Origin of the sequence: Helicobacter sp. 13S00482-2 (assembly GCF_002272795.1) — a bacterium.
Lineage (GTDB): Bacteria > Campylobacterota > Campylobacteria > Campylobacterales > Helicobacteraceae > Helicobacter_J.
The window spans coordinates 109,548-122,505 of the sequence record NZ_MLAT01000006.1 but is presented as its reverse complement, the minus strand read 5'-3'; the positions used below and the strand labels follow the sequence as shown (position 1 = coordinate 122,505).

10 protein-coding genes are annotated in these 12,958 nt (G+C 33.7%); 3 read left to right on the top strand and 7 right to left on the bottom strand.

Translation table 11 applies throughout. From position 1 onward, the window contains the following. On the top strand, positions 1-4,317 hold a 4,317-nt coding region (locus BKH42_RS04645; protein ID WP_143428562.1), incomplete at its 5' end, for a hemagglutinin repeat-containing protein. Positions 4,318-4,334: 17 nt separating this feature from the next. On the opposite strand, the gene BKH42_RS04640 is transcribed toward BKH42_RS04645, so the two are convergent. Genes BKH42_RS04640 through BKH42_RS04630 form a run of 3 tightly spaced genes read right to left on the bottom strand, consistent with a single transcriptional unit; the run spans position 4,335 to position 6,437 of the window. Continuing rightward, positions 4,335-5,414, bottom strand: a complete 1,080-nt coding sequence (locus tag BKH42_RS04640; RefSeq protein WP_095295384.1) for a DUF354 domain-containing protein — start codon at positions 5,412-5,414, stop codon at positions 4,335-4,337. After that, positions 5,411-5,614, bottom strand: a complete 204-nt coding sequence (locus BKH42_RS04635) for a hypothetical protein (protein ID WP_095295382.1) — start codon at positions 5,612-5,614, stop codon at positions 5,411-5,413. Before BKH42_RS04635 ends, BKH42_RS04640 begins: the two co-directional genes overlap by 4 nt. Then, complete coding sequence (locus BKH42_RS04630) at positions 5,607-6,437, bottom strand: class 1 fructose-bisphosphatase (protein ID WP_095295380.1); 831 nt, start codon at positions 6,435-6,437, stop codon at positions 5,607-5,609. Before BKH42_RS04630 ends, BKH42_RS04635 begins: the two co-directional genes overlap by 8 nt. Before the next feature lie 90 nt (positions 6,438-6,527). Between BKH42_RS04630 and rpe the strand changes: the two genes are divergently transcribed. Beyond that, positions 6,528-7,166: a ribulose-phosphate 3-epimerase gene (gene rpe / locus BKH42_RS04625; protein ID WP_095295378.1), complete on the top strand. Its 639-nt coding sequence runs from the start codon at positions 6,528-6,530 to the stop codon at positions 7,164-7,166. Then, entirely contained in the window at positions 7,163-7,909 is a 747-nt protein-coding gene (locus tag BKH42_RS04620; protein ID WP_095295377.1) for a 3'-5' exonuclease, read from the top strand. Before rpe ends, BKH42_RS04620 begins: the two co-directional genes overlap by 4 nt. A 3-nt stretch (positions 7,910-7,912) precedes the next feature. Here BKH42_RS04620 and BKH42_RS04615 read toward each other — a convergent pair whose 3' ends face one another. The 4 genes from BKH42_RS04615 to mreC are packed head-to-tail and all read right to left on the bottom strand — an operon-like array spanning position 7,913 to position 12,945. Then, positions 7,913-9,052 (bottom strand): glycosyltransferase, encoded by a 1,140-nt coding sequence (locus BKH42_RS04615; RefSeq protein ID WP_095295375.1) that lies wholly within the window; start codon positions 9,050-9,052, stop codon positions 7,913-7,915. Continuing rightward, the gene (locus BKH42_RS04610; RefSeq protein ID WP_095295373.1) at positions 9,052-10,032 is read right to left on the bottom strand and encodes a class I SAM-dependent methyltransferase; all 981 of its coding nucleotides are present in this window, start codon (positions 10,030-10,032) and stop codon (positions 9,052-9,054) included. Before BKH42_RS04610 ends, BKH42_RS04615 begins: the two co-directional genes overlap by 1 nt. Before the next feature lies 1 nt (position 10,033). Continuing rightward, on the bottom strand, positions 10,034-12,130 hold the full coding sequence (locus tag BKH42_RS04605) for a hypothetical protein (protein ID WP_095295371.1): 2,097 nt from the start codon (positions 12,128-12,130) through the stop codon (positions 10,034-10,036). Then, positions 12,127-12,945 carry a rod shape-determining protein MreC gene (gene mreC / locus BKH42_RS04600; RefSeq protein WP_095295369.1) on the bottom strand — a complete coding sequence of 273 codons (819 nt, stop codon included), beginning with the start codon at positions 12,943-12,945 and terminating at the stop codon, positions 12,127-12,129. Before mreC ends, BKH42_RS04605 begins: the two co-directional genes overlap by 4 nt. Positions 12,946-12,958 lie beyond the last annotated feature (13 nt).

Sequence of the window (12,958 nt, the reverse complement as noted above, 5' to 3'; positions counted from 1 at the left end):
TCAAATTCCCATAAAACCACTGATACATTCACTCCTACTTTCATTCCTCCTTCTATCACTTCAAGTAAGGATCTGCTTATCAATGCAAAAGAACTCATCAATCACTCCATCATCTCTGCTAAAGGAGATCTAAACATACAAGCACATAAGGTAAGCAATATTGGGAGTTTGGAATTACAGAAGGTAGAGGTTGGGAGTAGATACCATTATGGTTGGTGTGAAGAAGAAGGAAGAGATAGTGCTGAATGTGGTAATCCTGATAAACACACCACCTATGAATACACCACCACCATCACAGAAGATAAACTCAAAGAGAACACCTATGATCCTGCTATGATGATAGGAAATAATGTTTATATCAAAGCCAATCATCTCATCAATGACACAGCTATTATTTATGCACAAGATAAGACTAACTTAGAAGTAGCAGATATAATCAATACCCAACCTATTCCTAAAAGGACACAGACGAGTATAGGGACAATGAAGGAATATGATAGATTGGGAGGGTATTGTGGGGGCAGAATGTTTGGCTTTAAGAAACACAAATGGAATTGCCACAGTCGCACTGATGTCTATGATTACACCCCTTCCCCCATCATCTCTTCTATTGCTTTAACTCTTCCTAGTATTGATATACACAATATCATCTCTAGTTTGCAAACACTCAATGAAGATACCTACTCTAACACTCCTTTAAACTACATCATACAGACCAATCCTCTTTACACAGATGTGAATCACTTCATTTCCAAACATTCTTTTCAATCATTTCTCCATAATGATTTCATTCCATCTCATCTTTTAGCAGACATAACAGGAATGATAGATGCTAACCATAAGAACATTCAAGAATTCATCAATCTCACTAAAACTTCATTGAATCCCACTTCATCAATTCTTTCAAATGATGAACGGAGCATTATGAACAACACCAATGCATTCAAGCCCATGAATGCAAATAATGCTAATGAAAGAAATCAATCAAATAGTGCTAATATTCCTTATCTTTCTTCATCTACTTCGCCTATTCAAATAAATGCTTCAGGATTTTATGGTAAAACCATTGCTATTGCTTCTAAAAACACTCAAAACTTTTCTAACATACAAGGAGATAATGTTTTTATTAAATCTGATTTTCTTTTGAATGAAAATGGCACTATTATTGCCAATGCTAAAGCAACTCATACCAACAATACCAATGCTGAGAATACCAACAATGATGCGAACAACACCAATACCAATAATGAAGATGCTTTAGCTGATAGCACTTCAGGTAATTTAAAAATCTCTGGAGGGACTTTTAAAAATATCAGTTCCAAACTTGGAGCGAAGAATCTTTATTTGAATTCTGATTTTACTCAAATCATCTCAGGAACCAATAAAGAAGAATTTTCTTATCGTACCCCTGCTCTTTCTACAACATCGGGAATACTTGGTTTTTCCATAAAACCTAAAACCATCTATAGCTCTTCTAACACCTCTTTAGATGCCCTCTCTTCATTGGATGCAGAAAATATTCATATCAAAGGAGAAGATGTTCTCATCAAAGGAAGCTTAGTGAATGCTAAAAATCATCTATCCATTGATGCCACTCATCTATCTGTTTCTACCACAGAGCTTTCTTCTAGCTATAGTGATGATATACAATCTCATAGCAACACCACTCACCTATCTTCATCTTTAAAAGGAAATGATATTTCTATCAATGTCAAATCAAATGCTGATTTCACTTCTGCTAACATAGAGGCTAAAAATGATATTGATTTATCTGCAGGAGGTCATATTTCTTTTAATAGTGCTTCTAACTCCTCTATGGATAAACTCACTATCACTAATTTTTCACAAGGAAATGCTGAAAAATTTGATTTTACCTCCACCACCACAACCACAACCACCACCCAAACCTCTAATACGCATTTAAATAACTCCATGAATGCTAATAATGTTCATATCAAAGCAGGTTCTTCTTTAAAAGCATATAATCTTGCTATCAAAGCTAAGGGTGAAGCTTCTATGGATGCTAAAGATGACATCACTTTAAGCAATCTAGCAGATACTGGCTCTACAGACATACAAGTTCATCAAGAAAAAAGCGGCCTTAGCTTTTCTTCAGATGGAGATAGCTATTCTATGAGTTTAGGCAAAGACACCACAGATATTTCCGATAAAGCTTCTTATTCTGTTCATCAAAAACAAAGCATAGAGGCTTCTTCTATTCATATCAATGCAGATAATAAAGCCTCCATAGAATCAAGCAATCTCATAGCCAACAATGGAGATATTTCTATCTCTGGTTCTGATGTTTCTATCAGTGCACTCAAAGATAATTTCACTCATCAAACACACACCAAACACACCTCTAATAAAATAGGCATCTCTGTTCCTAAAGCTTATGCAAAAAAAGTAGGCATTGCTACTACTAAAAAAGCACTCATCAAACTAGGAGATAAGTTAGATCCTAATAACCCTGATAATACCATCATCTCTAATCATCAAGATTCTTATAGGACTGCAGGAGCGTGGCTCAAGAAAAAATCTTCTAAAATCCCTTCTCCTTCTTTATCTCAAATTGGTATTGAAGTAGGAGTGGGATTCACTCATACAGATGAGAGTATTGATAATAATGTTTCTAGCTCACAAGCCTCTAGTGCAACCCTTATGGGAAACAATATCCATATCAATGCTAAAAACAATGCTGATATTCTTGGTTCAGATCTGAATGCTCAAAATGACATTGATCTGAGTGCCAAAAACGTTCATATTGCTTCTGTTAGCAATGAGTTTTCTAGTTCCACTTCCACAATCACCAATACCGTTAGTGTGAAAGTTTCTGCTAGTATTGGCAAAGACACCTCAGTTTCACTAACAGGAGAATTAGATCATTCTTCAAAGCAAGACTCTTCTTATGAAACCACTCAAACGAGCTCTAATCTCAATGCCAAAAACCTTCATATCAATACAAAAGAAAATACAACCATACAAGGCTCTAATATCAACATAGCAAATAGCACAGATATCAAAGCTAAAAGCTTTAGCTTATCTTCTTCAGAAAATGAACTCAGCACAGAACATAATGATTCTTCAATTGGAGGTTCTCTGAAGGTGAGCTACAATGGTTCTGTTGGAGCACAAGCAAGTGCACATTATAGTAATCATAGCACTACTAGCAAAAAACTCACTCACAATGCCTCTAACTTAAATACCAATAAGCTCTCCATACAAACCACTGAAAATACGAACATCATTGGTTCTACTATCAATGCTAAAGAAGCCTTTGTTGATACAAAATCCTTAAATATTTCAGCAACTCAAGATTCTTTTACTTCTGCTTCTAAAGGTCTTAGTGCTTCTGCTTCTGTGGGAGCAAACTTGAGTGATTTGTCTTCTTTAAACCTAGGAGGAAATATAGACTTATCTTCTAGTGGCACTGAGAGCACCACTCATAATAACGGCTCTTTTAATGCTGAAAACCTCAAACTTAACACACAAGAAAACCTCAATATCAAAGGAGGAAATATAACAGCACAGAATTTACAAGCTGATATTAAAGGGGATATGAATATACAAAGTCTTCAAGACTCTCATAGAGATTTTAAAAAGCATCTCTCAATGGGAACTTCTATGAATATAAAAGATATCAAAACCCTCAAGCCTTCCTTTGGAAATTCTCCTGCTCATTCTGCTAGTGATGAAGTGAAAACTCAAAGCGGAATCAATGTTGAAAATTCACTACAAGTCAATGTTGCTAAGAACACAGATCTAAAAGGAGCCTATATCAATGTGCAAAATGATGAAAAATCCCAAACCCTTTCTACTTTTAAAACCAATACCCTCTCTAATACAGATATAAGCAATACTTCTGATTTAAAATCCATGAATGGAATGGGAGGTTATGAAAAACAAACCCACACAACCAAAACCCTAGCTAGTATCTCTCCTAATATTGATTTAAAAATAAAAGAAAATCCTCTAGATTCAAACATTCATAGAACCTCTCCTAGTAATGATGCCCCTAAAGAAGTGAAGATTCCTACTAAAGAAGAAGAATCCGTCTTTGATAATCTGATTGGGCAAAACACTACGGTTCACAATCTAAGCAAGAGAGTAGATACAAGCACTTCATTCTTTGAATTCACTAAGCCCTTAGGTTATTCACTCACTGATGTTGCATTGAAAAACACACAGAATATAGCAGAAAGCTTTAAAAACAATAAAGATCACACTGCTCCTAAGGTCATCTTCAAGCATACTTGGGAAGACATCAAAGAACAAAGCAAAGATGCACTATATGGGTTTTTTTATAATCCATTATGAGAATAAAAAAGAGAGGATTAACTAAATCTTTCTTTGATGATTTTGAATATGTCTTCAAAACTTGCAGGTTTAGGTTCAAATATCTTTTGTGCGATGCATTTTGAGGTTGATAGACTTGTTTTATCTGCTAGAATATTCCTGACTTCTTCATAAACTTCTTGTGAGTTTTTACAGTGTTTCATTAGGTGATTATCTAGAAGGTATTTGTCGTGAAATAAAAACAAAGATCTTGTAGAAATTGTAGGGATACCTAAATAACAAGCCTCTAAATTCATCGTTCCCCCTCCACCTATGAGAATATCAATAAAAGGATAGAAATCAGCAGGAGAGAGCTTTTTGTGTATGACAAAAATATTTTTAAATCCCCTAAAGTGGAGATCTTCTTTTCCATATCTTGGCATGATGACGATATTCACATCCAAGCAGGAGGCGATTTTTTCGATACTCTGGTAGATGATAGGGAGTTTTTGTTCCACATAGTGAGCTTTGTATTCTTCTTCTCGAAAAAGAATTGTTGGGCGATTTTTTGGGATATTGAATGATTTTCTAAAATCAACACCAGGTCGCATATCTTTGAGCCATAATGCAACATCAATAAAATCATAAGCAATGATATTTTTAGGGGCAATACCCATAGAGGTATAGCAGATTTCTGGTACAACAAATGGGCGAAAGACAAGAGAACTAAGTGGTAAGGTAAGCTTTGATAAAATGGTTATGGAGTCAATATCAAAGTAATCTTTTTTTAGTGGTGTGTCCGAAAAATTCACAATTGGTATGCCTAGTCCATATGCGGTTTGAACGCCATCAACACTTGCACCAGTGATGAATAGTTTGGGTATCCCTGTTTTTTTGAACAGATCTAAAAAAGCTTTTTGACGTTCCAATCTTGAGTTGAATTTTCCTAAAGGACTCTCCCCGCCATATCCTCCAATAAGTATGTTTGGAATATCAAACAATTCTAAAAGTTCGTGACACTCACTATAGCCTTCACTTTTTCTTGTGGTGATGATGACCTCATCAAGTTCTCTGAGCTTGGGAATAAGAGAATTGAAAAATAACACATATTTGGGATCGATAATATCAAGCCAAATCAAAATTCAAATTCCCCACCTTGCCCTTTGTTCATACTTTCATACACGGACTTGACATAGGCTTTTCTTGTGCTACATTCTAGAACTTGGGTGCATTTTAGACAACTTTGGACATTTTTTTCTTCTTGGCATTTTTTCAGTGTTAGTATGTTTTGTTCAAGTCTATTTTGCCAAATGTCTTTGGGGGAATGGGTTTCACTCATAGGTTTTTCTCACTTCATTGATTTCTTCTTCAGATCCAAAAAAACAAGGCGAAGTGTCATGAATTCCATCTACTGGAAGTTCAAGCAATCGATTTTTCCCATCTATGGCCATTCCACCTGCTTTTTCATATATGAATGCAAATGGAAAAACCTCAAAGAGTTTGCGAAGTTTTCCCTTTGGTGCATCAAGTGTTGCAGGATAGCTAAATAAACCACCCTTTTTAATTAGAATTTGATGAAGGTCTGGAACCATTCCTCCAGAGTATCTGAGGCGATAGCCTTTTTGAAAGAACGAATCAATAAGAGCCTTATGCTTTGCTTCCCAATGTTTCTGTGTTCCACCAGGTGAATTTATCTTGCCATTTTTATTGAGGGCAATGGAAGGTTGTCTTTGCCAACAATCACCATCATAGATAAAATAAGAAAGTTCTTCACTTGCGAAGATAAGCTCAAGCCTAGGGCCATAAACAATATAGGCGGCAGCTATAAGGTTTTTTGATTCAAATGTTTCTTTGTAGATTCCAAATATTGATCCAACGCTTAAATTAGAGGAGATGATAGAAGATCCATCAAGGGGATCATAAGCGATCAAATAAGAGCCTGAATTTTTATAAATCGCTTCGCTTTTTTCTTCGCTACAGACTCCATAGACAGACTTTAATGATAGGAGTTTTTCTTCAATGATTTTATCAGCTTTTATATCAATTCCTAGTTGCGTATCCCCACTTGAATTGGTGCTAGATAGATAATCCGTGTGGCTTGTTTTTAGTAATTCTTGGATTTCTTTGGCGGCATTTTGGAATGCGATAATAAAATCTTCCATTATTTTTGCTCCAAATTTTTTGATTAAATTATATCTTATTGGGTTTTATGATATGCTTTAAAAGTTGAATTTATAAAAAAGGTCATTTGTATGTTGGTTGCTCCTAGTATACTATCAGCAAATTTTTTGGATCTTGGATCTGAAATTCGTTCTATTTGTGAGGCTGGTTGTGATTATGTTCATATCGATGTTATGGATGGGCATTTTGTTCCTAATCTCACTATAGGGCCTTTGGTTGTTAAAGAAGTTGCCAAAATCTCTTCTAAACCTTTGGATATTCATTTAATGGTTGAAAATGTTTCATTTTTTGTGGATATGTTCGCCGCTTTTAAGCCTGAATTTATGAGTGTTCATATTGAAGAAGAAAAACATCTCCATCGTTTGATTTCCCATATTAGAAATTATGGAATACGTCCAAGTGTGGTTTTGAATCCTCATACCACTGAAGAAGCCCTGAAGTATATCATAGAGGATATTGATATGGTCTTGGTTATGAGTGTGAATCCAGGTTTTGGGGGGCAGAAATTTATTCCAAATATTTATAAAAAAATTCAAAATCTAAAAGATATGATTCTTAGCACAAATCCAAACTGTTTGATCGAGGTTGATGGCGGCATCAATCAGCATAACATTGAACTCCTTAAAGAAGCAGGAGCAGATATTGTAGTAGCAGGGAATTATGTTTTTAGTAGCGATGATTATCAAAAGGCTATCTTATCTCTACGATGACTTATGATAAGCTTTATAATAAACTTAGAAATTCTCCAATTTCTAGAGAGGATTTTTTGAATTATGTTTCCGATATTGCTAGTTTCTGTGGGGATATTGAAGAAGAATTTGAAATGCTTAAAGCTTGTGGATTTCCGCTGAAAAAAGAAAATGAAAACATAGTTCTAAGCACTACTCAAACAAAACTTGAAGATGAGATTTTTTGTTTTGTGGATATTGAAACTACAGGTTCTAAGCCTGATCAACACTCTATAATCGAAATAGGTGCGTTAAAATATCAAAATGGAACAATCATAGATAAGTTTGAAAGTTTTGTGTATGTTGAAGAAATTCCAGAAAAAATCATTGAACTTACAGGTATTAGTACGCAAAATGTTTTAAAATCCCCTTCTTTAGTTGATGTGCTTAGGGATTTTAGAATTTTCTTGAGTGGGTGTGTTTTTGTTGCACATAATGTGAGTTTTGACTATGGATTTATCAGTTATCAAATGGATAGAATTGGATTAGGAGAAATCCTTAATCCCAAATTATGCACAATTGATTTGGCACATAAAACCATCCTTTCCCCACGTTATTCTTTGCCATTTCTAAATGAATTTTTAGGTATCAATACCCCTGTTTCTCATAGGGCATATGCTGATGCTTTGACCTCATTGAAGGTTTTTGAGATCTCTTTATTTAGCATTCCTGAATGGATAAATAGCACACAAGATTTATTGGATTTTTCTAAAGGCAAAAAGTAGATTTTACTTCAGTAACAGATCGATGATTTCCTCTAGTAGTTTTTTGTTGCTATTTAGATTTAGCTTTTTTGCAGCATCTGAGGAATTGTGTTTATATTTTTGAATCGTTTTTGCATCTAGTGTGTTGATTGCTTGTGCCATTGATTTGGCAGAGAAATCTTTGGCGATGATGGCATTGTGGTATTGTTGAACAAAAGGTATCATCTCTTCACTTGGGGTTATTGCCAAAGCGAGTCTAGCTTGAATGTATTCAAAAAATTTATTAGGCAAAGAGTGTTTGATGTTAAAATTTGATGGGGGAATATGATAAAGACCTATGTCATAAGAAGAACTAAATGGGATAATATTTTCAAATGATACAGGTGGAATGATCCTGATTTTTTTGCCTTTGCGTTGTTTTTGATGAACAATTTTTTTTAAATATTGCATGTACTCATTATCAGTACTGACCAGCATCATATCAAGGGAAAATCTATCATCTAGATAGTCAATTATCTTGATGCTCTCTTGAATCTTTCTGCTTGGATTGGCACTACCGTGATAAATCAGTTTAATATCTTCTTGGTTTGATATGCTTGGAGTTATTTTATGATAATTAGGGAGTGAGAAAAATAATTCACAATCCACTCCATAATCTTGTTTGTATCTTTTTTTTAATCCTTCTGAAACAGTGACAATAAAATCAGCTTTGGGGAGATATGTTTTGCAAAGATAATGATTGAAGTTCGCAAAAAGCAATCTCCATCTTAGGTTAGCACTGTTTTGAGCGGGATAGAATTCTCTTGCGTCAAATAGAACTTTTGCGTTTTGTTTGTGTGATAGCACAATGGGTAGAAGCACTAGATCATGGCAAATAATGACATCAAAACGATGAGATTTTAATACCTCAATAATCTTGAGACGATTGGGGGTGTGAATGAGCTTTTCCCATTTTTTCAAAATCACATTCAGATACAGTTTGGCTTCCCCAATCATATTTCGCTTTTTATAGGGCATATAGCTAAAAACCTCTACTTTTTCTATAGGGGTGGCATTGATACCCATTGCCCAAACCTTGTGTTGATGTTTTAATAATTCAATCATGCGGTTGGGTCTTGGATTGATTGCAGGGTTTGCTGCACAGAGCACTAGAACTTTTGCCATTATTTTTTAATCGCGTGAAAATAAAATATTTTCGAATTCTGATTGAGTTTGAGTTCAAAAAAATCTAAAAAGTCTATGATTGATTCATACCTTTTTTTGATTTCTTGAATGTCTTCAAAAATCCTTATATGGCTTTGTGAATAGAAGTTCGGGACTGATCCAATGATAGCAGTTTTAGGTTTGATTTTTGATAGAATTTCTATATCTTTATGAATGTGTTCTAATATTTCAAATATGATGATGTGCGTGTAGCTTTTTTCAAATATTTTGCTTTCAAAAATATTTTCTTTGATAAAGAAGTTTGCCCAAGAAGGGATATTTTTTCGGGCAATTTTTAAACCTTCATCGCTGAAATCAATACCCGTGTATGAGCAAATATGGTTTTCATAAAGCATCTTGGCAAATGCTCCATTTCCACAACCAATATCTACAATTTTTGCTTTTTTCAATCCATAGTCCTGAAGGATTTTTAAAGCATATTTCCAGCCTAAATAATAAGGACTTTGAGTATAGTCCTTGAAATACATTTCGTTTTGAGTATAAACGCTATCGTAAAAATTGACCTTCTCTTCTACTTTTGGTATATCCTCAAAAGCAATTTTTAAGATTTTTTTTAGTTCTGCTAAAAAGGCTGTGTCTTTTGACAAAAATTCAATCAAACTATGGGTAAAATATTTTTTGATGGAAGATTTGAGACAATATGAAGCATAAAAGCACTCTGTATAAAAACGTACTTTTTTTTCTTCTATTCCTAGTGTGATGGTTTTGATAAAAAAGTCTTCACGTAAAGATTCTTTGGCAGTACAAATCACCACAATATCACATTTTTTTAACTCTTTCTCATCTACTCCAATCATTGAACTGTTTGTGTTGGTTGAATAAAAATCATCATAGACATACACACAAGCATCTAAATCCTTGCACAAAGCATAAAAATTCTGGCCTACCTTGCCATAACCTAAAATTCCTATTTTATTCATTTTATTTGATAATCCTTAAAAAGGAATCAATACCCTGATTTTTACGAATGCCTTCATAAATACTTCTGATAAGTTCTTTATTTTGTTTTAGATTTTGCTTATCTTGTTTTGTAGCATTTAGCAATATAAACGCTTTGTTGAGATAATCATTTTCATCAAAGGCTATATAGGAAAGCTCTTTTATTAGTATTTTTTTGAAAAAATCCAATGTAATATTTTTATTTTTACATTCTGTTTCTATGGCCTTGAGATTGTTTTGTATCCAATTTTGAAGCCTTTTTGTCCTGTCTTGGAGATTTTCTTTAGAAAGAATCAGAAGCAATCCACCCTTTGCATTGAATTCAATCTTGCTTTCTCCTTGTTGCATCGGAAAGCTATCAGGCCAAAAATCAATAATGTGTCCATAAATTGCACTATTAACATAACCTGGAAAATAAAATCTTTCTGTCATATCTGGATTTATTGAGGTGATTTTTTCTTTGATTTGATGTACATTCCCATTTCCGCATGCCAAAAAGATTGTATTGGGATATTCTTGCATTATTTTGATGATGACTTTAAGATATGCTATGGAGTCGATTTTTGTTAGACGTCCTATGATTCCAATTATCAATTTGTCCTGAGGATATTTTTTACGTTCATTTTGAATTATTTCAGGGGGAATGAATGGATTGTAAAATTTATTATCCATTCGCACATTGATACCTATAAATTCAAAACCTTCGTGATGAATTATGGGTAAATTTCCACAAATATGAGTTAGTTTAAGGTCGATTTGAGGAACATCATAGACAAAATTTCCATGACTCCAAAAAATTTGAGTGAGTGCGACTCTACAAGCAAGAATAAAATCACTGATTCCATATCCATTGTTAGGACTGATGAGTATATCAACATTATCTGCTATCATCCTTTCAAGGATACATAAAGCCTTTGCTAGATGTGAATTATAATAACCATCACGATTAAAACTAGAAGCTATGTCAATGACCTCAATTCCAATATCTTCATAGCTTTTTTTAATACTAGAATCATCATCACTTTTTTCTATGAATGACATATTGTAGATTTTGATTTCATAGGATTGTTTGAACACACTGTTTTCTAGCAAATCTTTTAAAAAACTGTATTCAACTTTATAAGGAGAGTTTTCTACAAGTCTATCGCGTAAAAATGCAATAATTTTTTTTGGTTTTTTTATGGGTTTGGGTTTGGGCAGATTGAATGTATGTGAGAATTCTTCATAAATCAAACTTGCTTTTTGTGAGATATTTTTATTGAAATCTTTCCATTGTTCTTGCGATGTAAAGCTATTTCCACACATATGATAAATAAAAAAATGCACATATAGTGCCTCATCTATTTTCTTAGAATCTGAAGGATCTAGGAGTTCATAGAGTATCTTTTCCCAAAGAGGATAGAGTTTGAGCCAATCACGATGATTAAAAAAATGTTTTATATTCCAAAACACCTGTAATTGCCAGTTAAAAATTGATCGCCTACGTTTTGCTTCTAAGGACATAAAATAGGATATTTCTAGTAATTCGCTTAAAGCCTCTATGAGGAGTTCAAAAGGGATTTGCAATATGTCAAAAAAATTCAATATAAAACTAGCTGATTTGTCAGCAGAAGAAACTTGCATATCTATTAAGGAAATATTTTTGATGTAATATTTTATACCCTCATCTTTTTTTCCAGCTAAAATTCTAGCAATACTCCCTAGCTCAATGAGCATGATATTCTCTTCTTCATTGACCCCATTTTTTCCAAAGAGATGATTGTCTGCGATCTGAATGAGACTTTCAAATCTGTTGTCTTGTTTTTTGTCGATAAATAAATACACAATCATATATGCACTTGAAACGATATCCCCTTTTGAGAATATCAAATCATATATTTTGTCTCTGAAGAGTTTGCAAATGAGTTCTGTTTCTTGAGATTGAATTTTAAGAGTGTCCTGAATTTCTTTGATTGAAACATTGCTTGTTAAATTTAAAAGTTCATTGATAGCACAATCAATATGCTGCTTCTGATTAGAGTTGTGTAGAATGTTGGATACATTTTTAATACAATTTTGCACCAAGGGATTTGGATTCATTTCTCAGTGCCCTGATTGTCAAAACCAAAATTGCTTTGTATCTTTTTTGTGTCAATGAGCCACATATAACTCAAATCTTTTTTTTGTGCATAAGGAGATAGCTCTGCAGTATTGTAACCATAATTTTGCATCACAGATGTGATTTTGCCCACTTTGATATTGGGTGTAAAAACACCATCAAGGCCACTTGTGATGACCTCATCATCTACATTTACCTTTAACCACGCAGGGATAAAATCAGCTAGAATTTTTTGAGGATTTGAGCTATCATATCGAATGATTGCAGGAATTTTTTCTTTTCCAATATACACAGCGTAACTACAATTTTCATTTCCATTCAGTAGCCCCATCAGACGATTATTTTTGATAATTGCTATTCCTAATGCATTGCCATTTTGAACAATCCCAAAAATCTTATTTTTTGGATATGTGGAAATATCCAAATCCATCCAAATGCGATCATAATCGCCCATTCCAACATAAGAAAATGCCTTTGTAGGTATAAAATCTGGATGTTGATCATTTCTTTCTTCGCCTAAAAAATTAGATATTTGCTCTAGTTGGGTTTGCATAGCTTGTAATTGTAGCTCTAGCTTCCCGTAGTTTTTCAGTTTTTCTTGATATTTTTCAATGTTTTGTGCTTGATGGATATATTTTGTGTAAGAAAGTTTGATGTTTTCTTTTGTGTCAAAAAACCAAAATTTAATTTCGTCACTTACTTGCAAGGTCTGATGGCGTAAAAACTGATTTGAATCAAAAATGACAAACAACAGAGCCACCACAATAACGATAAATGACAGTGGCTTGTATCTCATTGTTTATCCTACC

What these genes read in the sequence shown, in the direction of transcription:
- BKH42_RS04605 (WP_095295371.1), bottom strand. Translation starts at nt 12,130, where the DNA reads ATGAATCCAAATCCCTTGGTGCAAAATTGTATTAAAAATGTATCCAAC.
- rpe (WP_095295378.1), top strand. Translation starts at nt 6,528, where the DNA reads ATGTTGGTTGCTCCTAGTATACTATCAGCAAATTTTTTGGATCTTGGA.
- BKH42_RS04630 (WP_095295380.1), bottom strand. Translation starts at nt 6,437, where the DNA reads ATGGAAGATTTTATTATCGCATTCCAAAATGCCGCCAAAGAAATCCAA.
- BKH42_RS04620 (WP_095295377.1), top strand. Translation starts at nt 7,163, where the DNA reads ATGACTTATGATAAGCTTTATAATAAACTTAGAAATTCTCCAATTTCT.
- BKH42_RS04615 (WP_095295375.1), bottom strand. Translation starts at nt 9,052, where the DNA reads ATGGCAAAAGTTCTAGTGCTCTGTGCAGCAAACCCTGCAATCAATCCA.
- BKH42_RS04635 (WP_095295382.1), bottom strand. Translation starts at nt 5,614, where the DNA reads ATGAGTGAAACCCATTCCCCCAAAGACATTTGGCAAAATAGACTTGAA.
- BKH42_RS04610 (WP_095295373.1), bottom strand. Translation starts at nt 10,032, where the DNA reads ATGAATAAAATAGGAATTTTAGGTTATGGCAAGGTAGGCCAGAATTTT.
- mreC (WP_095295369.1), bottom strand. Translation starts at nt 12,945, where the DNA reads ATGAGATACAAGCCACTGTCATTTATCGTTATTGTGGTGGCTCTGTTG.